This window comes from Bacillus sp. FMQ74 (assembly GCF_001875785.1).
GTDB classification, from domain to species: Bacteria; Bacillota; Bacilli; order Bacillales; family Bacillaceae; genus Bacillus; species Bacillus stercoris.
This window is the reverse complement of record NZ_MOEO01000002.1, coordinates 286,835-307,813: the sequence shown is the minus strand read 5'-3', so window position 1 is coordinate 307,813 and position 20,979 is coordinate 286,835. Positions and strand designations below refer to the sequence as shown.

Sequence of the window (20,979 nt, the reverse complement as noted above, 5' to 3'; positions counted from 1 at the left end):
CCTGTACTGAGCGGTTGTAGCAATGGTGCTACATCCATAACATTAAAAAATATACCAAAATACAAGGCGTTTGTCAATCAGTTTTAGTAGGGCAGCAGCAGTTCCTCCATGGAAGAATTCGTCCGCTTATCAGCAAAGTAAGCGTGCAGCACCTCATTCTCATCAAGCTGGCTAAGCTTCTGGCCTGATTTTTCTATAATAATCGGATGCTTACAGCCTCGTTTGAACTCGGCCATCACGTGATAGACTTTATCCTCCGCCTTTACTGTCAGCGGCAGAAGTTTCTCAAGATCCCGGTTTTTTCCGTAATACCTTTCAAGAAGAAACCTCACGTGGATATAGTGCCTTTGCCGATATTCCTCAAACAAAGAAACAGCCAGAAAGACAAACAAAACCCATGCGCTGATTTGCAGAGGAATCACAAATAAAACCCAGCACCCAAGCAACAGGCAGAAGCAGAGCGACGTTTTTAGATTGAGCCGGTGAGCCTTTTGAAAAGGCAGCTGTTTGGAAAACAACAAAAATAACAGTTTTCCGCCATCCAGCGGCCAAATCGGCAGTAGATTGACAAATAAAATAGAAAGATTATAAAAGGTGAAGAGTTCAAAGGTATGCTGATGAATCACTGAGGCTTCTGCAAGCATCCAGGCAGCAACCTGAAGCCAGATGTGCTGAAGAGGGCCGGCAATAATGACCGCAAATTCTTCCTTTAACGGCCGATTCCCGTGCTCTTCCACTTCAACCGTTCCGCCAAACGGCAGCAAAAATACACGCTTGATTCTCCAAGAAAAAAACACGGCCAGAGCAGCATGCCCCAGCTCATGAATCAATACAATTAGGAGCAGACATAATAATGCTTTCATATGGCCTGTGAGCAGCCCCAGCGCCGCGATAATCCAAAGAAAAGGATGCACATGGATCTTTAAGATAAGGTCGAGCCATTTATTCAAATGTAATCACCTGAATCGGATCAATAAATTTATCGCCGTCTTTCATGGCAAAATAATAGACCCCTTTATTATGATCATCAAGCTTAATTGAACCGAGCTTTTTGCCTTTATCCACAAAATCATATAAAGCAACATCCACATCTTTGAGCTCGCCATAAATACTATAGGTGTTGTCAGCATGCTGCACCTTAACTGTCAATCCCGTCTGGCTGTCTTTGCTGACTTCAACCACATAGCCTTCCTTTACGCTATCAATCGTATCGCTGCTTGTTTCGACTTTAATTCCTTCCCCATTGTCCTGAAAGTCCTGCTGTACTTTCCCGGATGCCGGCGCGACCAGATCTTTGCTTACTTCAACCTGCTGTTCCTTATCTTTGTGTTCAGGAGCCAGGAAAGCAAGCGGATTTCCAAATTTTGTTTCAAACCAATGGCTTGCCGAGGCAAATTGAAATTCAGTTTCGAAAGTTTTGGCAACGGCGGGTTTAATCTGGCTGACGGGTCCAATGTTTGTTTTATAGGCTATAGCGGAAACGAGAACAAGGCAGGCCGAAAGAAGACATTTCAGGATAATTGAATCTGTTTTCACCAATGGGTGTTTTCCGTTGAATGTTGGCATGTTATCTTCGTAGACCGGAAGTGTTCCATGCTTTTCCTGATCCGTTACCATCACCCAGGACGGGGGTTTCTGCTTTTCAGAAACTGTCTGAGTAGAGAAACGCTTTGAGCCGGAAAGCTGCTTTCTTCTTTTCTCTAATCGTTTTCTGATTTCATCTGCTCTGTGACTCATTGCCATCATCCTTTGCATTCGTTGGGTTTGTACATCATATGTCTTGTCCATGGCAAATATTCGGTTTAGTCAGGAACAAAGCAGACAAAAACAAAAAAACCTGACACAGCATTTGCTTTGTCAGATTCTTCTCTTTGATTCTATCATATTAAGATCTTACGCCGAAAAATGACTTAATCTTAGCCATCATTCCTTTGTTTTGCTCTTCAAGCACTTGTAAAGGAACAGATTCACCTAAAATACGGCGGGCAATATTTCGATATGCAATGGAAGCGCGGTTTTTCGGGTCCATCGCAATCGGTTCGCCATGATTGGAAGCTTTAATGACTTCATCATCATCAGCCACGATTCCGAGCAAATCGATCGACAGATGCTGTACGATTTCGTCGATATCCATCGTGTCACCGTTTTTCATCAGGTGATTTCTGATTCTGTTTACAACAAGGCGCGGCGATTCAACATTTTCTTCTTGCTCCAGCAGCCCTATAATACGGTCAGCATCACGAACGGCTGAGATTTCAGGCGTAGTGACCACAATCGCTTTATCAGCTCCGGAAACGGCATTTTTGTACCCTTGCTCGATTCCCGCAGGACAGTCTATGATGACATAGTCAAATTCCTGTTTGAGCTCTTGGACCATGTTTTTAATTTGTTCAGGAGCAACAGCTGTCTTATCGCTCGTTTGAGCAGCGGGCATTAAATAAAGCAGATCATCAAAACGTTTGTCTTTTACGAGCGCCTGATGCATTTTGCATCTGCCCTCTACAACGTCTACAAGATCGTAAATAATTCTATTTTCAAGACCCATTACAACATCAAGGTTACGCAGTCCTATATCAGTATCCACTAAGCATACGCGCTTCCCTAAAATGGCTAAGGCGGTACCGAGGTTCGCAGATGTTGTTGTTTTACCTACTCCGCCTTTTCCCGAAGTTATTACGATAGCCTCACCCAATTCACATTCCTCCCTCAAGCCTTGTTAGATCAGGTCTTAAATGAGCCAAATGTTGAAGGCGTTCAATGACCATATTTCCGTCTGTATCTAAATAAGCACATTCCATTTCGTTCCCTTTTTGAATGTGGTCTGGGGAGCGATTTAACACATGATTGATTCTTAGTTGTGTCGGCAGCATTTCAGAGGCGGCGATGACCGCTTGATTATTTCCATTAAACCCGGCGTGCGCGATTCCTTTCAGGGAGCCCAGAACAAAAATGTTCCCTCCGGCCCTGACTGTTCCGCCGGGATTCACGTCACCGATCAGGAGCAAGTCGCCTTTTACCTGCAGCACCTGGCCTGAACGGACAATTTTCGAAACAGAAATAATTTCGGCTTCCTCTCTTATCCGCTGTGCTTCTTTTTTAGTAATGACTTCACTGTCAATAGAATGAACAAACAAATCTTTCTTTGACGCAATCAATTCAGTCAGCTGTTCCTCTTGCTCCTTATATAAAAAGCGATTTCCCAGCTTAACATGGACGCTGATTTTCTGGCCTTTTCCATCGGTATATTGTTCAATTGACAGCATATTCTGAAGACCATCGAGAAGCTCATCAAAAGAACACGCATCATCAAGATGCAATGTTAATCCATTCTTTGTTCCTTTTATTGTTACATATTGCTGCTTTTTGGTCTTCACAATATTCACCTCAACAACATACTCATTTCGTCAAAAAAAGATAAAATCCTTTTTACTCATCTCTCAATTCTTTCTTTAGACTCATAAAAAATAATCTAAATGGCAGAACAAGAATAAGAGCTGCTGCAATATTCAATAAAACTGTCGGTATAAACCGGTCAAGCACAAAGCCGTTAAACGTCATAATGTCTTTATGAATCAAAGACTGAATGCCGAATACGTAAAATTCGAGCAGGCACACAGCGAGAACCGCTATCAATATCACTACAAAAGCGTTTGTATGCAGCACTTTAAACGCTTTTGAAGCCAAATAGCATAACCCGGCAAAACCAAACATGTAAACGCCTAATAGACTTGTATAGTTCATGTCATATAGAAAACCAAATATAAATCCGTAAATCATCGCGTGTTTTTGGTTGATGAAAGCCGACATAAATATCAATACAAGCATCAAAAAACGCGGGGCGAGCACTTGGTCATCTGTAACGAAAGGAAAATGCACCAAATCTGTAAAAATGCTTTCCGCAGAAAAAACTAGCATCATAACGAAAGGGAGAAGGAAACGTTTCACGATCCTTCCTCCTCTGTATCGACAGTCGGCACGTCACGGTTAACAACAATCACATTATTTAAATCGGTAAGGTCAGCCGCAGGTTTTACATAAGCAACTTTCGTTAATCCATAGGAATCCGACTCGATATCAGTCACTTCACCGATTGTCAGCCCTTCTGGGAAAACACCGCCTGTGCCTGATGTTTCAATAAGATCGCCTTTTTTCACGTCTTGTTTATCTTTACGCTCAATAATTGTCATCTTAAGACGTTTTTTCTCTTTGTCATATCCTTCGATCAAGCCGTAGCCTTTGCTGCCTTTTTTTCCGGAAATTTTCGTCGCTACTCTGTTATTGCGGTCAGTATCGCTTAAAAGCTGAACAGTTGAAGTGAAATTGTTCAGTCCGGAACTTTTGATCTTGCCGATTAATGCGCCTTTTTCGTTTGTAACGGCCATATCTTTCGCTACGTTTTGCTGAGTCCCCTTGTTAATGGTGACCTGTTTCGCCCAATTATCAGGGCTCCTGGCGATGACTGTTGCCAAAATCGGCTTGTAATCCTTAATCGATTTGACATGGCCAAGCTCGTCACGCAAGGATTTGTTTTCTTCTTCAAGCTCTTGAAGCTTGGCTTCATATTGTGTCTGTCCGTCAAGCTTTTCTCTCAGACGCTCGTTTTCTTTGTATGTGTTTTTTAAATCATTGATGTTCTCGAATATTCCTGCAAAAAATTCGGCAGGCGTATGAAAAATATTTTGAAATACTCCCGTCGTATCGCCGATCACTTTCTCAGGCCAGGTGGTATTGCGGCCGCCCTTCAGCGAAAATCCAATCATAGCCACCAATATGATAATACACAGAAGTAATAGCATTAACCGCTTATTCGGCATCGTGTTACACCTCTTCTATTGAACTCCCGATTATCTAGTTTTCCCTTTGAAAAGATGGATGTGCTCCAGTGCTTTTCCTGTTCCGATCGCTACACAATCAAGCGGATCTTCGGCGATAAGGACCGGCATTTTCGTTTCTTCGCTGATGACTTTGTCCAAATTGCGAAGAAGCGCTCCGCCGCCGGTTAACACTATACCTCTGTCCATGATATCTGCTGCAAGCTCAGGCGGTGTTTTTTCGAGTGTGCTCTTCACGGCTTCGACAATTGTAGATACAGTGTCGCGCAGAGCGTTGGAAATCTCTTTTCCTGTAATTTCGATTGTTTTCGGCAGACCTGTCAGCAGATCACGTCCGCGGATTTCCATGTTATCGGATTCTTCAGGAGCTTCTGCAGATCCGATTTCCATTTTAATCGCTTCAGCCGTACGGTCACCGATCATCAGGTTGTACGTTTTTCTGATGTAGTTGATAATCGCGTCATCCATCTCATCACCGGCTACGCGGATTGATTGAGACGTTACGATGCCTCCGAGGGAAATAATTGCAACTTCTGTCGTACCGCCCCCGATATCAACAACCATGCTTCCAGTCGGTTCCCAAACTGGCAGATTGGCTCCGATTGCTGCGGCAAATGGCTCTTCAATCGGATACGCGTCACGCGCTCCCGCCTGTCTTGTCGCATCGATAACAGCGCGTTCTTCAACAGCTGTAATACCTGATGGAACACATACCATTACATATGGTTTTCTGGCAAACATGCCTTTATTTTTTATGGCCTGATTGATGTAATATTTCATCATCGTCGCCGTTGTTTCATAATCAGCGATAACGCCGTCTTTCATCGGGCGCAGAGCCACCACGTTGCCCGGTGTCCGTCCAATCATATTTTTCGCATCATTTCCGACAGCAACAATCGATTTCGTATCCGTCTGCAAAGCGACAACTGACGGCTCTCTCACAACAATTCCTTTTCCTTTTACAAAAACAAGCGTATTCGCAGTTCCAAGATCTATACCAAGGTCTCTTGCACCAATTCCAAACATATGTATGTATCTTCCTTTCTTAAAGCAAAAATACCCTAAAGGGAAAAACTCATAAACTCTATTATAGCTTAATTCGACGAAAAAAAAAGTGTTACAAATATCCTTTTTCCTTTAAACTCACAAATTTTTTGTCCCCGATCACCAAATGGTCGAGCAGCTCGATGCCAATCAGGTTTCCGCATTCAAACAGCCGTCTTGTCACTTCAATATCTTCCCTGCTCGGCGTCGGATCTCCAGATGGATGATTATGAACACAGATAAAGGAAGCGGCAGATCGTTTAAACGCTTCTTTAAACACCTCTCGCGGGTGGACAATAGATGAATTCAGGCTTCCGATAAATACGGTGCGTTTATGGATGACTTGATTTTTTGTATTTAAGTATAAACAGACAAAATGCTCCTGGGTTAAAAAGCGCATATCCTCCATGACAAGATTAGCGCCGTCTTCCGGGGAGCGAATGACGAAATGTTCTTCGTTGGCTAATTTATGAATTCGGCTTCCGAGCTCCACTGCAGCCAGTATTTGAATCGCTTTTACCATACCGATTCCCGGGATGCTTGACAGCTCTTCAACCGATGCTTCCTTCAGCAGACGCAGCCCGTCAAAAGAGCGCAGGAGCCGGTTTGACAGATCCAAAACAGATTCGTGTTTAGTCCCTGTCCGCAATAATATAGCCAAAAGTTCATGATTCGCTAAGTTCTCGGCTCCGACTTTCAGGAGCCGTTCTCTTGGCTTTTCTTTCGTTGGGAAATCTCTGAGTTTTAATGGCAGATCGTGTATGACCAAGCACTCCTTTTCTTTCCCTTCCCGTTTATAAAATCATCATGCCTTTATATCAAAATGACGTAGAGCTCTCATTGTTTTTGATATAGGAAGGCCCATGACTGAATAATAATCTCCATCTATTTTCTTTACAAAAAGCGCGCCTCTTCCTTGGATGCCGTATGCACCTGCTTTATCCATCGGCTCTTTTGTTTCAATATACGTCCAAATCTCTTCTTCACTGAGGGGCCAAAACGCAACTTCTGTCTTATCATAAAAAGTCTCGCTGTGATTTTCAGCTTGAATGCTGACTGCGGTTATTACTGAGTGACTTCGGCCTGAAAGCCTCCGCAGCATGGAAGCAGCGTCTTCTTGATCCTGCGGTTTTCCGAGGCATTCGCTGTCAAGGCATACCATTGTATCAGCACCGATAACAATTGCATGCGGGTGGAGATCAGCAACAGCCTTAGCTTTTTGTTTTGCCAACCATTGGACGTTTTCTTCAGGTGAAAGGTTTCGATTTAATTTTTCTTCTACTTCACTGACAATAATAGAGTAGGGCAGCTGGAGAAGATCGAGGAGTTCTTTCCTGCGCGGAGATTGTGATGCAAGTATTAGCGGTTTTGTCATGTTCGTCATCCTTTCAGGGTTTGCTTAAGAAAAAAAGATACTCGTTTATCCTACCAAATCACGGGGCTTGTCACAATTTCAGAAAAATAACTTTTTCATGACAAAATAAAAAAAGCCTGTCACTATAGGACGAAGGCTCATGCACTTTCTCTTATTTAACGACGGCTAACAGCTGCTGCTGAGCCTTCCATCCGGCTGCAGCACTTGGCTCCTCTAATTCCTTTAATGCCTGCAGAATCGCTTTTTTCTCTCCTGTTTCTGACGCTTTTGTTTCACCAAGCGACTTTTCAATTTTTTCTACACTCGCTTTTGTAATGTCTTCGCCGAGAATCGCCTTTGCTGCAAGCTCCGCTGTTTCCTTAAAAGAATCTGTCATATCTGACTCTATTGATAAAGAAAGCTCCTTTCCTCCCCAGGCTTCAAAATCACTGTCGATTAAAAGCTGTCCTAACTGCTGTGAGACCTCCTTTTCACTTGCTAAGCCTGCAATAACATACGTATACCCGTCATCCTTTGACAGCGAAACGGCAGAATAACCCTTTTCGGTTAGTTGTTCTGTTAACGTTTCGGCACCCTTTTCATTTGAAAATTTTCCGGCTTGCACAGCGTATGTTTTGTATGTACCTTCAGTTTGTGCCGCTTGTTTTTCTGTGCCTGAGGTTTGTTTATCAGCAGAAGCATCTCCGGCTTTTGCCGTTTGGCTGCCTAGAGAATCTTCTAAAGAGGCCGGTGCTGACGCTTCTTTATTCCCCGATATGCTTAACGCGAATAGCCCTAATCCAGTGCCAATGACAGCCGCGAAGGCAATCGTCGCAGCCACTCTTTTTACTGGTTTGGCACCCCCGGTCTTTCCTTTTGCATAAAGCTTTGTTTTTTTCTTTTGATAAGGAGGAACAACTTTAGGGTCCTCTTTAAACACCTTGTCCTCCTCGGAATCCCAATTGAATTCATCTTCATCAGGATGTTCCTGGGATGCCGCAACCTCTTGTTCTGCCTTTCTTTTTTCCTCCCAATTTGAAAATGTCATGCTTTTATCTGCCTCTGTATCTGGTGTCTCTTGTTCGTAAACTGTCTCTTCTTTTCCATTAATCGTCACCTTGAGGGCTTTTTCTGCGGCTTTACTGTTTTTTTTATTCTTTCTTTTTTTCAATTCCGCTTCCTCCCTTCATTTGTTTGACCGTTCTTGTCGGCTTTTCATGCTACACACTTTAGCACAGGCGAAAAAAAAAAGAACAAGACTTTTGTCGTCTTGTCCAAAAAACGTTCGTCAAATTTTTCAGCAGTCATCCCGATGCCATTTTGATATAAAACGAAATGATAGAGTCCCCGTATAAATAAGTTAAAATACTCCCTGCCGCTATTGCGGGGGCAAAGGGAAACGGCTGCTTTTTGGCGAGTCTACCAGTCAGAACAGCTGCCAACCCGTACAATGCACCTATCAAAACAGAAAAGAAAAATGCAGCCGCCAGCATTTTCACACCAAGCACAAAGCCAATCACCGCAAATAATTTAATATCTCCTCCCCCTACTCCGCCATGGGTGATTGCGGCAATTAAAGCCAGTATTAGAAATCCGACTGCCGCACCTAACAGACCTGCATACCAGGAATCAAGCGGAGAAAGCAATCTCGCGGCCGCCAAAAAGGGAAGAAAGAAAATCAATATTCGATTTGGAATCAGCATATAATGAAGATCTGTCACTGCAACAATAATGAGAAGAGAGAGAAACACGACAGCGGTAAACAATTCCAGCGACATGCCAAAGCGTATTCCTGCGGCGGCAAATAAACACGCTGTCACGAGCTCTGCCGCGGGATACATAAAAGAAATCCTATGCCCGCAGCTTTTACATTTACCTTTTTGAAATAGGAATGACAGGATAGGAATTAATTCTGCAGGAGTTAAAGCCCGCCGGCAAAACGAGCATGATGAACGGGGCGCGATAATAGATAGATGTAAGGGAATACGGCGCCCGGCCGTATAGTAAAAAGAACCAAGGATAAGCCCAAAGATAAAAAGAATGAATAGCATAGACAACACACCTTTACTCACTGAGTTATGGTATGGATTGTAGCAAAATGAGAAACCTGAACTCCAATCGGGATTATGCAATTTTACACATAAAAAAGCCGGCAGAATCTTTTTTCGATTCTGCCGGAGCCGGATGCGTTTATTTCAACCGTTTGCGAATGTCAGAAATAAAATAAAGAGACCCGGTAATCAGCACAATTTCATGTGAGCCCTTTTTGCTTTCTATGAATTTGATCACATCGTCTGGATCTTCACTCCAGCTTTTATTGCTGTTTTCACTTGCATCATAGAGATCTTTTGCAAGAGAAGCACGCGGGAACTCAAAAGAAGCAAAATGAATCTCATCAGCTATGGTTTCCAGTCTTTTAATCATGTTCTGATACGGTTTATCCTTTAACGCGCTAAATACCACAGAAATGCGTGAATTGGCGAAACGCTGCTTCATCGTTTCCGCCAGTTTTTCAACACCTTCTTCGTTATGCGCACCGTCTAAGTAAACCGGAGGATCTTCTTGAACAAGCTCTAACCGTCCCGGCCAAGCAGCCTTCACAAGCCCGCTTCTTAACGCTTCATCACTGATATGGGCAATATTCTCCTTGTTGAGCCACTCCGCGGCCAAAATGGATAAAGCAGCATTTTGTCTTTGATGGGTGCCAATCAAGGATGTCCGAATATCTTCATAGCATTTTTCGGCCGTTTTGAATGAAAACTGTTCTCCTGCAGGCAGAGCCTCTTCATTGAAAATAACACAGGTATCATGTAATGACTGGAACGGCGCAGCATGCCGTTCAGCTTCATGGCGGATGACCTGTAAAGCTTCCGGCTGGGTAACTGCTGTAACGATTGGAATACCTTCTTTAATAATACCGGCCTTTTCTCCTGCAATTTCTTCAATAGTGTTTCCCAAAATATTCATATGATCGTGTCCAATGCTTGTGATCACAGTTAAAAGCGGCTCTACTACATTCGTAGAATCAAATCTGCCGCCCAAACCTGTTTCAAAAATCACAAAATCGACCTTATGAAATTCTGCAAAATATAAAAATGCACAGGCCGTCATAATTTCAAATTCTGTAGGCTGTCCGTATTCGGTTTGATCAAGGGCTTCAACGTGCGGTTTCATTTGATTGACGAGAGCTGTCCATTCCTCATCTGTAATCGGTGTCCCGTTTACGCTGATCCGTTCATTAAACGTAATGATATAAGGCGATGTAAACGTTCCTACCGTATACCCGGCTTCCTGCAGCATAGAACGGATAAAAGCGACAGTTGATCCTTTACCGTTTGTTCCTGCGACGTGGAACGCGCGGATTTTTTTTTCAGGATGTCCTAACCGCGCCATCAGCTGCTTCATTCGGCCCAGTCCGGGTTTCACCCCGAATTTCAGCCGCCCGTGAATCCAGCTGCGCGCTTCTTGATATGCAGTAAACAATGATAATCCCCTCTTTTATAAGACAAGGCGGTTTCTCTAGAAACCGCCCCGGCTTTTCATTAGCCCTTCAGCTCAGCCATTCGTTTTTGAACAGCGTCACGCTTTGCCACATAATCTTTTTCTTTTTCACGTTCTTCATCAATTACGTGTGCAGGCGCTTTTTTCATAAATCCTTCATTTCCAAGTTTCTTTTGGACGCGCTCGACTTCTTTCGTCAGCTTATCGTATTCTTTTTGCAGACGGGCAATTTCTTCATCAATATTAATTAAGCCTTCAAGCGGAAGAATAACCTCTGCTCCTGAGACAACGGCAGTCATCGCTTTATCAACAGCCTCGATATCCGTGCCGATTTTAAGCACGCTCGGATTCGTAAAGCGTTCAACATATGAACGGTTCGCTTCGAGGCGGGCTGCTATTTCTTCTGTGCTTGTTTTAATATACAGTTCAACCTGCTTGCTCATTGGCGTATTGACTTCACTGCGGATATTACGCACAGAACGGATCAGCTCAACAAGAAGCTTCATGTCAGCTGCCGCTTCAGTATCGGTATGCTCCGGCACGGCAACAGGCCATTGACTTACTGTAATCGATTCCCCTTGGTGAGGAAGGTGCTGCCAAATTTCCTCCGTTAAAAATGGCATAAACGGATGGAGCAGACGCATCGTTTGATCAAGCACGTAAGCAAGGATGGAACGGGTAGTTTTCTTAGCCGCTTCGTCTTCTCCATAAAGCGGAAGCTTCGCCATTTCAATATACCAGTCACAGAAATCATCCCAAATAAAGTTATATAAATGGCGTCCGACTTCACCAAATTCATATCGGTCAGCAAGCTGGGTCACGTGCTCGATCGTTTCATTTAATCGCGTTAAAATCCACTTGTCAGCGACTGATTTTTCGCCTGACAGATCAAGCTCATCGTACGTCATGCCGTCCATGTTCATTAATGCAAAACGAGAAGCGTTCCAAATTTTATTGGCAAAATTCCATGTCGATTCCACTTTTTCATAGCTGAAGCGCAGATCCTGGCCAGGAGAGCTTCCAGTCGCAAGGAAATAACGCAGAGAATCAGCTCCATACTTGTCAATGACATCCATCGGATCGACACCGTTGCCAAGAGATTTACTCATTTTCCGGCCTTGCTCGTCACGGATTAAGCCGTGGATTAAAACATCCTTGAACGGGCGCTCGTTTGTAAATTCAATGCCTTGGAAAATCATGCGTGACACCCAGAAGAAAATGATGTCATACCCTGTCACGAGAACGTCTGTCGGATAGTAGCGTTTAAAGTCTTCAGCCGTTACATCAGGCCAGCCCATTGTGGAGAAAGGCCATAGCGCAGAACTGAACCATGTATCCAGCACGTCTGTATCCTGTTCCCAATTTTCGCTGTCCTCCGGCGCTTCAAGTCCGACATAAAGCTCTCCTGTTTCTTTATGATACCAGGCAGGAATACGATGCCCCCACCATAACTGACGGGAAATACACCAGTCGCGAATGTTTTCCATCCAGTGTAAATACGTTTTCTCGAAACGGTCAGGCACAAAGTTAACTTTCTCTTCTTTCTTTTGCAGCTCAATCGCTGCATCAGCAAGCGGCTGCATGCGCACAAACCATTGTGTAGAAAGATAAGGCTCCACAACAGCCCCGCTTCGTTCACTATGGCCGACAGAATGCATATGATCCTCGATTTTGAAGAGCACTCCCGCTTCCTGTAAATCTTTTACGAGCTTTTTGCGGCATTCAAAACGATCCATACCTTGATATTGCAATGCATTTTCATTCATCGTTCCGTCTTCATTCATGACAAGAATGCGCTCTAAATTGTGGCGGTTGCCAAGTTCGAAGTCGTTCGGATCATGAGCAGGCGTAATTTTCACCGCACCTGAACCAAATTCCATATCAACATAGTCATCACCGACAATCGGAATTTCACGATTTACAATCGGCAGGATCACCGTTTTTCCGATAAGGTGTTTATAGCGTTCGTCTTCAGGGTGAACGGCAACTGCTGTATCACCGAGCATCGTTTCAGGACGTGTCGTCGCAATTTCAATGGAACCTGTCCCATCAGCAAGCGGATAGCTCATATGATAGAACGCGCCTTGAACATCCTTGTAAATCACCTCGATGTCGGATAGGGCTGTCTTTGTCGCTGGGTCCCAGTTAATAATATATTCGCCTCTGTAGATCAGGCCTTTTTCATAAAGCTTAACGAATACTTCCCGTACCGCTTTGCTTAAGCCTTCATCCAGCGTAAAACGTTCCCGGGAATAATCAAGGCCAAGTCCTAATTTTGCCCACTGGCTGCGAATAAAATCAGCATACTCTTCCTTCCACTTCCATGTCTCTTCGAGGAATTTTTCACGGCCTAAATCGTAGCGGGATTTGCCTTCTTCACGAAGTTTCGCCTCCACTTTAGCCTGTGTCGCGATGCCGGCGTGGTCCATGCCAGGTAGCCACAGCACATCATAGCCCTGCATGCGTTTCATTCTTGTTACAATGTCTTGCAGCGTTGTATCCCATGCGTGGCCAAGGTGTAGTCTTCCAGTTACGTTTGGCGGCGGGATGACAACAGAGTATGGCTCTTTTGTCTGGTCACTGCCCGCTTCAAAAAATTTGCCTTTTAGCCAAAAATCATATCGGTCTTTTTCGACCGCTGCCGGATCATATTTCGTCGGCATTGTTTGTTCATTCGTTTCCATCATAACCCTCCAGCATGTTTAAAAATGGCTGAGAACGAAAAAAGAGCTCTTCATCCCTATAAAAGGACGAAAAGCTCTTTCGCGGTACCACCTTTTTTCATGAACTCTTTCAGTTCATGCACTTATAACGGATAACGGGTGTTTCCCGAATTTCTCTACTCTTCTTTCAAGAAATTATGCTCCCGGGCGACCTTCCAATCAGACAACATAAGAAACCTTTCAGCAAACGGCCTCTCTCTCTGCATGCGCCTTTTTTGTACTCTTCCCGTTCTAAGCAGGTGTATTTATCAGCTCATTGTATACATTATTTATGTTCTTTATTATAGTAAAAGTGTTTTTGATTCGTCAATCATCTTTTCCAAAAACACCGCTTTCTATACAGATGGGCAGGCACCTATTGCCCAAGTTTACATATGATGCTTGTAAATGCGTAGAGGAGGATGCACTGTGAAGAAACGTTTCAGCTCTTATTCGCTGCCGCCATGGGTCAGGCAAATTCGGCTTGTATCCGCACAAGTGATAATTCCCATTACGATTTTTCAAGGAATCAGAACCATTTTCTTTCCGACAACCTTTGATGTTTTGCTGCTCGCAATCCTAATCTTTTTAGCTTGCGCCCTTCATTTAGAATGGATATAAACAAACAAGTCCGCGCCATTAAGACGTGGACTCGTTTTCAGCCTGAAATTTTTTCTCTTGTTCAATCTGATGAATTTTCATCACAAACGGCTCTATATTTTTCATTTGCCAATACGCCTTTAATAATTGTGTACATTCCTCTTTTTCATGCTGTCTTTTCCCGGCCTGATAACCGTACAGCACCTTGTACATGGCTTGCGGATAAGCCATATAGCTGAGAAATAGACTGACTTCCGCTTCACGTAAAGGAAATGATTTCGTGTATCCATAAAACCATTCGACGCATTCCGGACAAGCTTTCGGAAAGCCTCTGAACATTTTTGTGAAAAATCCGAGCAGGTCGTTTTGCGGCGGACCGACAGAAGCTCTTTCGAAGTTTGTAAAATATCCGGTCCCGGTATCATTATATAGAAAATGGTGTATAGACAGGCTGCCGTGGTTCATTACAACCCTTGAAACGTCCTTTTCCTTTGCCGACTCATACCAGTCCTCCAACCGCTCCAGCGCAAAGTTCACCGCGGAAATGGTTTCTGAAAAATAGGTTATGGCCTGGAGTTCAAAAGGAGAAAGGTACCATTCCTTCTCTGCTCTATCCACAAACTGTTCATAGAAGATCTTATCATGTTCCCACTTTTTTTTCGTTTGACCGTAATAACGTTCAATCTCATCACGCCTAACCTTTAGTTCCTGCGTGGTTCTTTCGTGAAGGCGGGCTGTTTCTCTAAATAAATAAGCATGTTTCTGATCACGTTCTTCTTCTTGGTCAAATTGAAGCCAAGGCATTAAATAGTAGGTATCTCCGTTTTGCCTGCCTGCTGAGAAAAACTCACCGCTATTTGTTCTGTAAACAGGAACAAATGAACGAAAACCTTTTTCCTCAATCGCCACCATATGATCTGTAAATTGCCTGTCGCGACCCTCTTTCAACTTTTTCAGGGCAAATACGCCGTAGTCTGTATACACTTTCCAAACAAGAGGACTGACAGGCTCAATAAATTGAGCAGTCAGTCCGTATTCCTGAAGAACCGATTGGGTATCTTCCATTTCATTCACCACATTTTCCGATCGCTTACGGTTTATGCATGGCTATTTTTATATTGAGGAATATAGAGAATCTGTCCTGCTTTTAATTCATCATCCAAGGCTAAAGAATTCATCCTGATCAGCTGCTGGGATGTAATTTCATACCGTTCGCATAAACGTTCGATCGTATCTTCCTGCTGCACAATGCAGATTTTCATTCTCGAAAACTCATCCTCTTCTCTTGTAAAAAGTTTCGTTAGATAAAGAGAATTATCACTTTCCTTTGTTTGAGGTTCCTTCGTTTCAGCAGCAGGAGAAACCCTAGGAACAGCATTCGTTTCCTTCCTTTCATTCTCAGAGGATTCAGGCAGCTGGAAGGATTGAAAAGATGTTTCTTCCATAGGTTCTTCAGCCGGTGGTGTTTTTCTCACTTCAATTTCGAAGCTTTCTTCCTCTTGTTCTTCCTCCTCCAGCAGCTTAGGCGCTGAATAAAAAGAATCCTCCTCTTCTTGTTCGGGCAGGAAGGTACGATAGGCCGGTTCAGGCCATTCTTCTTGAGCCTCCTCTGAGCCTGTTTTTTGATTGAAGTGTAAATCGGCTTTGTCATTCTCCGCATATACAGCTGAAGCTGTTTTTTTCTCTCTGCTTTCTTCTATGGAGAGAACGGCCTCTGATACATTCTCCAAAGCTTCAGCCGGTTCCGTCTCTTCTTGACAAAGCGCAGTACCAGCCTGATCCGATTGAGGAGCTTCTTCATTTTGAGCCTCTTGACGCAAGGCGTATTCATGAATAGACGTTTCTGCTTTTTCCTCTGTAATCATAGTCTCTGAATGATGTTCAGCTTCCAATACAGGCGATTCTTCTGCGCCAGCGTGTTCACGAAGCTCAGGCTCCGCTGGAGAGTCTGCTTTTTCACGAACATCTGCTGCAGATGCTTGCTCTGGCAGTTCTTTTTTTGCTTTAACGATCTCTTGAATCTCTATTTGTGAAGGACTGGGTTCTGGGTCAGATTCTGCTGTTTCCGATTCTGTACGAACCTCTGCTTCCATCACTGCATGCTCTTCAGCCTCGTCTTCCTCTTTTACATCCTCTCTGGCCTCTGGTTCTGAAGCAACCGATTCGGGCGGCTCAGATTCTGCTTTTTCTGTCTCAAGTTCTTCACGGAGCCCTGCTTTTGAGACAAAAAGTTCTGGCGGTTCATCCTGAAGAACTGCTTTCTCAGCAGATGCTGCACCTGGTTCTTCTACATTATGTGCCGGCGGCTCTGAAAGCTCTTCCTCCCTGAATGCCTCAGGAGCTTCATATAAAGGTATCTCCGGTTCTTTGTCTTGCGTATCATCCAAAAGACCTTCGATCGCTAAATCAGCTTGAATAGTTAAAATGCGCGAATCCGTTAATTGATAGTCAAATGCGTCAATAAAAACAAAGACATCCTGTAAATGGCTCACTTTATTTTTTGGGATGGTAATATCCACAGGAAAACAGTGAGCCAGTTCCGCGCTTCCATCCTCTCTCTTTCTGACTTGCTCAACAAACCGCTTATCTGTATACATCTCTTCGGTATGTTTGTTTTGATCTATGTTGTACTCACCTGTAAGTTCAAGCGATCCTCTGATTGATACATAATCATTTACTTCCTGAACCCTGATATCAGGATCTAATGAAATTGAAAGCAGTTCAGAAACTTCCTGTCCTTTTTGGAAACAGATCGATTCTTCTACAGAAAATTGCAATCGATGATTTTGCGGCAAGTTCATATCCTCCTTTCATCTAATCCTTAAAATTAGATGTCACTAAAGGTGTATGTATGAACTGGAGAAAATATGAGTGGGAGCGCACGAAAAAACCGGCACAAGGAGTCCTTGATGCCGGTTTTCACTCTTATCTGCGGCTGATCTCAGCAAATACTTTCTCAGCTGCCTGGATTGTGTTTTCAATATCTTCATCAGTATGGGCCGTTGAGAGAAACAGTCCTTCGAATTGTGACGGCGGAAGGAATACCCCTTCATTTGCCATCCCTTTATAATAGCTTGCAAACAGCTTCAAATCTGATGATTTCGCTGTTTCATAATTGATGACAGGTTCGTTTGTAAAGAAGAAACCAATCATGGAACCTGCACGGTTAAAGGTATGAGGAATGCCATGTGCCTCGGCGGCTTTTGAAATTCCTTCTTCCAGCCTGTCGCCTTTTTTGATGAAATTCTTGTAGGAATCAGGTGTCAGCTGTTTCAATGTCTCTAAGCCAGCCGTCATCGCAAGCGGGTTGCCTGACAATGTACCCGCTTGATAGATCGGACCGCTCGGAGCGATCTGCTCCATGATTTCTGCCTTCCCGCCATAAGCGCCGACAGGAAGTCCGCCCCCGATTACTTTTCCTAAACAAGTCAGATCAGGCGTTACGCCGAAGTAGCCTTGAGCGCAGTTATAGTCGACTCGGAAGCCTGTCATCACTTCATCAAAAATCAGCAGGGAGCCGTACTGCTCAGTGATATCACGCAGACCCTGCAGGAAGCCTTCTTGCGGCGGAACAACGCCCATATTTCCGGCAACCGGCTCTACAATGACTCCCGCAATGTCTTCACCGAATTGCTGGAAAGCAAGCTTTACACTTTCTAAATCATTGTACGGAACGGTGATGGTGTTTTTCGCAATGCCTTCAGGCACCCCCGGGCTGTCAGGCAGACCGAGAGTGGCAACACCTGAACCTGCTTTAATCAAGAGGGAATCGCCGTGTCCGTGGTAGCAGCCCTCAAATTTTAAAATCTTGTTGCGGCCCGTATAGCCCCTTGCCAAACGGAGGGCGCTCATTGTAGCCTCTGTTCCGGAGCTTACCATTCGTACAATTTCTACAGATGGCACACGATCAATGACGAGCTTAGCCAGTTCATTTTCCACTTCAGTCGGAGCACCGAAACTTGTCCCGTATTCAGCCACTTTTTTGAGGCTTTCTACGACGCGGTCATTTGTATGCCCTAAAATTAAAGGCCCCCATGACAAGACGTAGTCAATATATTCATTCCCGTCAATATCAAAGATTTTCGAGCCTTTTCCGCGCTCCATAAAAATCGGGTCCATGTCTACCGATTTAAATGCGCGAACGGGACTGTTCACACCGCCCGGCATGAGTTTTTGCGCTTCTTTAAAAGCCGCTTTTGATTTTTCATAGCTTCTCATCTGCCTCAACTCCTGTCAACTGAATAAAATTACTCCGCAAGCCATTTCGCTGCGTCTTTCGCATGATACGTAATAATCAGGTCGGCACCCGCGCGCTTCATGCTTGTCAAAATTTCCAACACGATTTCTTTTTCTTTGATCCAGCCGTTCTGTGCTGCAGCCTTCACCATTGAATACTCTCCGCTTACATTATAAGCGACGAGCGGCAAAGTAAACTCATTTTTCACGTCACGCATGATATCCATATATGAAAGCGAAGGTTTGACAATCAAAAAGTCCGCGCCTTCCTCGACATCTGACTGTGCTTCGCGGAGTGCCTCCATACGGTTGGCAGGATCCATCTGATATGTTTTGCGGTCACCAAATTGCGGTGTGCTGTTTGCTGCGTCACGGAACGGACCGTAAAACTCACTTGAATATTTTACAGCGTAAGACATGATTGGAATATTGACGAATCCTTCTTTATCGAGCGCTTCTCTGATCACTGTAACAAATCCGTCCATCATGTTTGATGGCGCAATGATATCCGCACCTGCCTTCGCTTGGCTGACAGCTGTCTGCGCTAATAGCTTAAGCGATTCATCATTGAGGATGACCCCGTCTTTGACAAGTCCGCAATGGCCGTGGTCTGTATATTCGCATAAGCACGTGTCAGCGACAACAACCATTTCAGGGAAGTGTTTTTTAATTTCCGTGATGGCTTTTTGAACGATACCGTGATCATGGTACGCTTGAGTTCCGCAATCATCCTTTTCTTCCGGGATGCCGAACACGATAACAGATTGAATTCCCAGTTTGACCAGCTCAGCTACTTCATCCTTCAATAGATCTAATGATACATGATAAACATCAGGCATTGACGGAACAGCTTTTTTGCCTTCAAGCCCTTCAACGACAAAAATCGGATATATAAAATCTGATGGATGCAAACGTGTTTCCTTTACCATCTCTCTCATTGCTTTTGATGACCGCAGGCGGCGGTGTCTATTAAATGATTGACTCATATTCTCTCTTCCTCTCTAGACATGCTGCACATTAACTCAAGCATGCCATCTATTGTAAATGTATCTGGTGTATACGATGTAATGCCATACGTCAGAAGGGCGTCCCTTGTTAAAGGTCCGATGGTAATACAGGCAGTCTCATTCGCCTTCCACTTTTTTAATTCTTCTCCCAAGACATGCATAAACGTATGTACGGTTGATGAACTTGTAAATGTTACATAGTCAAAGGAATATTGACCCGCAGCCTTTTTCAGTGCCTTGATGCCTTCTTCGTCCGGAATCGTTTCGTAGAGAACCCATTCCGTCACTTCAAAACCGAGCGGAACAAGCTCTTTTTTTATCACATCACGTGACAAATTCCCCTTCATCACGGTAATCCGCTCCCCCGGTTCAGCATGCTGCTTAAGAGCGGCAGCCAATTGTTCAGCAATATAGTCCTGTGGCATTACATCAACCGATACGTTATGCGTTTTTAAACGGCAGGCGGTTTTTTCACCGACAGCCGCAATTTTTTTATGTGCAGGGAGAATAAGCTGATTTTCCTTCAGATAAGAAAAAAAGAAGTCTGCCCCATTCACGCTTGTAAAAACAAGCCAGCCTGGCGCGGCAAGATCCTCTCTCACCTGTTCCGCAACATCATTCGGCAAAGCGGGGCGAAACGTAATCAAAGAGGTCAAAACCGCTTTTCCGCCGAGCGCCTCCACTTTTTGCTGAAATGATGTTGCCTGTGCCTTATTCCGGGTGACAAGCACTGTTTTTCCTTTCAGGGGAAAATCATTTTCCATCCTCATCAAGCTCCCGTTTTACACGATCAATTAAATCTTTTGCTCCTTTGTCAGCCATAAGAGCGGCACAGCGCTTTCCTACTTCTTCCGGATCGTTTCCGGTGACGGTTTCTTTAAAAATGATTTTGCCGTCAGGAGAAGCGACAAGCCCTGTCATTTCAATTTCATCCTGTCCGTTTAACACCGAGTAGCCTGCGATCGGAACCTGGCAGCCGCCCTCCATCGCATTTAAAAAAGCACGTTCTGCCAAAACAGTCCGTTTTGTATATTCATCTGTAAACTGAGAAAACAACGTCAACAGCTCTTCATCCGATTCTCGGCACTCAATCGCCAGTGCTCCTTGCCCCACTGCAGGCAAACAGCGCTCAGGCTCAAGGAATTCGGTTACGACATCCTGCTTCCACCCCATTCTGGAAAGGCCGGCAGCGGCTAAAATAATCGCGTCATAATCCTCTGTTTCAAGCTTTTGAAGTCTCGTATCTATATTCCCTCTAATCCATTTAATTGTAAGGTCAGGCCGCTCAATCAAAAGCTGTGCGCTTCTTCTTAAACTGCTTGTGCCAATGACAGCGCCTTCCTTCATTTCTGAAAGCTTTACGCGATTCTTTGAAATAAGGGCATCACGAGGATCTTCCCGTTCAGGAATACAGCCGATCACAAGGCCTTCAGGCAAAACAGCAGGCATGTCCTTCATGCTGTGCACTGCCATATCAATTTCTTCGTTTAAAAGCGCTTGTTCAATTTCTTTGACAAACAGCCCTTTTCCACCCACTTTTGAGAGTGTGACATCGACAATCCGGTCACCCTTTGTCACGATCTCTTTAATTTCAAAAGTAAACGAAGGGTTGATTTCCTTCAGTTTTTGGATAACCCATTTTGTTTGAGTCATAGCGAGTTTGCTTCGTCTGGAACCTACTTTAATCGTTCTCATCATTTCTT

Annotated in this window: 20 protein-coding genes and 2 other annotated features (1 of these 22 running past the window's edge); of the genes, 1 reads left to right on the top strand and 19 read right to left on the bottom strand. The window is 44.1% G+C overall.

What is annotated here, in order from left to right:
- Window positions 1-26, bottom strand: a sequence feature (ribosomal protein L21 leader region); it reaches 50 nt to the left of the window's first position.
- Between the two features lie 57 nt (window positions 27-83).
- From spoIVFB to valS, 13 genes are all read right to left on the bottom strand, one after another.
- Window positions 84-950 (bottom strand): stage IV sporulation intramembrane metalloprotease SpoIVFB, encoded by an 867-nt coding sequence (gene spoIVFB / locus BLL41_RS06020; protein ID WP_071577137.1) that lies wholly within the window; start codon window positions 948-950, stop codon window positions 84-86.
- Window positions 943-1,737, bottom strand: a complete 795-nt coding sequence (gene spoIVFA / locus BLL41_RS06015) for a stage IV sporulation protein SpoIVFA (RefSeq protein ID WP_071577136.1) — start codon at window positions 1,735-1,737, stop codon at window positions 943-945. The genes spoIVFB and spoIVFA overlap by 8 nt, the downstream gene beginning before the upstream one ends.
- Window positions 1,738-1,885: 148 nt before the next feature.
- On the bottom strand, window positions 1,886-2,692 hold the full coding sequence (minD, locus tag BLL41_RS06010; protein ID WP_014664846.1) for a septum site-determining protein MinD: 807 nt from the start codon (window positions 2,690-2,692) through the stop codon (window positions 1,886-1,888).
- A 1-nt stretch (window position 2,693) separates the two neighbouring features.
- Window positions 2,694-3,374 carry a septum site-determining protein MinC gene (minC, locus tag BLL41_RS06005; RefSeq protein WP_069149992.1) on the bottom strand — a complete coding sequence of 227 codons (681 nt, stop codon included), beginning with the start codon at window positions 3,372-3,374 and terminating at the stop codon, window positions 2,694-2,696.
- Between the two features lie 52 nt (window positions 3,375-3,426).
- Window positions 3,427-3,945 (bottom strand): rod shape-determining protein MreD, encoded by a 519-nt coding sequence (gene mreD / locus BLL41_RS06000; RefSeq protein WP_071577135.1) that lies wholly within the window; start codon window positions 3,943-3,945, stop codon window positions 3,427-3,429.
- Window positions 3,942-4,814, bottom strand: a complete 873-nt coding sequence (gene mreC / locus BLL41_RS05995) for a rod shape-determining protein MreC (RefSeq protein ID WP_003222609.1) — start codon at window positions 4,812-4,814, stop codon at window positions 3,942-3,944. Before mreC ends, mreD begins: the two co-directional genes overlap by 4 nt.
- A gap of 30 nt (window positions 4,815-4,844) precedes the next feature.
- The gene (mreB, locus tag BLL41_RS05990; protein ID WP_003229650.1) at window positions 4,845-5,858 is read right to left on the bottom strand and encodes a cell shape-determining protein MreB; all 1,014 of its coding nucleotides are present in this window, start codon (window positions 5,856-5,858) and stop codon (window positions 4,845-4,847) included.
- A 91-nt stretch (window positions 5,859-5,949) separates the two neighbouring features.
- On the bottom strand, window positions 5,950-6,645 hold the full coding sequence (gene radC / locus BLL41_RS05985) for a RadC family protein (protein ID WP_071577134.1): 696 nt from the start codon (window positions 6,643-6,645) through the stop codon (window positions 5,950-5,952).
- A 36-nt stretch (window positions 6,646-6,681) separates the two neighbouring features.
- On the bottom strand, window positions 6,682-7,251 hold the full coding sequence (locus tag BLL41_RS05980; RefSeq protein WP_071577133.1) for a Maf family nucleotide pyrophosphatase: 570 nt from the start codon (window positions 7,249-7,251) through the stop codon (window positions 6,682-6,684).
- Between the two features lie 151 nt (window positions 7,252-7,402).
- Window positions 7,403-8,401 carry a stage II sporulation protein SpoIIB gene (gene spoIIB, locus BLL41_RS05975; RefSeq protein ID WP_071577132.1) on the bottom strand — a complete coding sequence of 333 codons (999 nt, stop codon included), beginning with the start codon at window positions 8,399-8,401 and terminating at the stop codon, window positions 7,403-7,405.
- 133 nt (window positions 8,402-8,534) lie between these two features.
- On the bottom strand, window positions 8,535-9,281 hold the full coding sequence (locus BLL41_RS05970; protein WP_071577131.1) for a prepilin peptidase: 747 nt from the start codon (window positions 9,279-9,281) through the stop codon (window positions 8,535-8,537).
- 139 nt (window positions 9,282-9,420) lie between these two features.
- Entirely contained in the window at window positions 9,421-10,713 is a 1,293-nt protein-coding gene (locus tag BLL41_RS05965) for a bifunctional folylpolyglutamate synthase/dihydrofolate synthase (protein ID WP_071577130.1), read from the bottom strand.
- A 59-nt stretch (window positions 10,714-10,772) separates the two neighbouring features.
- Complete coding sequence (gene valS / locus BLL41_RS05960; protein WP_071577129.1) at window positions 10,773-13,415, bottom strand: valine--tRNA ligase; 2,643 nt, start codon at window positions 13,413-13,415, stop codon at window positions 10,773-10,775.
- Between the two features lie 59 nt (window positions 13,416-13,474).
- Window positions 13,475-13,697 (bottom strand) — a binding site (T-box leader).
- A 165-nt stretch (window positions 13,698-13,862) separates the two neighbouring features.
- Here valS and BLL41_RS05955 point away from each other — a divergent pair.
- A complete protein-coding gene (locus BLL41_RS05955; protein WP_003222590.1) occupies window positions 13,863-14,054 on the top strand; it encodes a hypothetical protein in 192 nt (63 codons plus the stop codon).
- 18 nt (window positions 14,055-14,072) lie between these two features.
- Here BLL41_RS05955 and cotN read toward each other — a convergent pair whose 3' ends face one another.
- From cotN to hemC, 6 genes are all read right to left on the bottom strand, one after another.
- Window positions 14,073-15,098 carry a spore coat protein CotN gene (gene cotN, locus BLL41_RS05950; RefSeq protein WP_071577128.1) on the bottom strand — a complete coding sequence of 342 codons (1,026 nt, stop codon included), beginning with the start codon at window positions 15,096-15,098 and terminating at the stop codon, window positions 14,073-14,075.
- Between the two features lie 32 nt (window positions 15,099-15,130).
- Window positions 15,131-16,828: a LysM peptidoglycan-binding domain-containing protein gene (locus tag BLL41_RS05945; RefSeq protein ID WP_071577127.1), complete on the bottom strand. Its 1,698-nt coding sequence runs from the start codon at window positions 16,826-16,828 to the stop codon at window positions 15,131-15,133.
- Window positions 16,829-16,958: 130 nt separating this feature from the next.
- Entirely contained in the window at window positions 16,959-18,251 is a 1,293-nt protein-coding gene (hemL, locus tag BLL41_RS05940; protein ID WP_071577126.1) for a glutamate-1-semialdehyde 2,1-aminomutase, read from the bottom strand.
- Window positions 18,252-18,280: 29 nt separating this feature from the next.
- Window positions 18,281-19,255 carry a porphobilinogen synthase gene (gene hemB, locus BLL41_RS05935; protein WP_071577125.1) on the bottom strand — a complete coding sequence of 325 codons (975 nt, stop codon included), beginning with the start codon at window positions 19,253-19,255 and terminating at the stop codon, window positions 18,281-18,283.
- Complete coding sequence (gene hemD / locus BLL41_RS05930; protein WP_071577124.1) at window positions 19,252-20,040, bottom strand: uroporphyrinogen-III synthase; 789 nt, start codon at window positions 20,038-20,040, stop codon at window positions 19,252-19,254. Before hemD ends, hemB begins: the two co-directional genes overlap by 4 nt.
- Window positions 20,030-20,974, bottom strand: a complete 945-nt coding sequence (gene hemC / locus BLL41_RS05925; protein ID WP_083427942.1) for a hydroxymethylbilane synthase — start codon at window positions 20,972-20,974, stop codon at window positions 20,030-20,032. Before hemC ends, hemD begins: the two co-directional genes overlap by 11 nt.
- Between the last annotated feature and the right edge of the window lie 5 nt (window positions 20,975-20,979).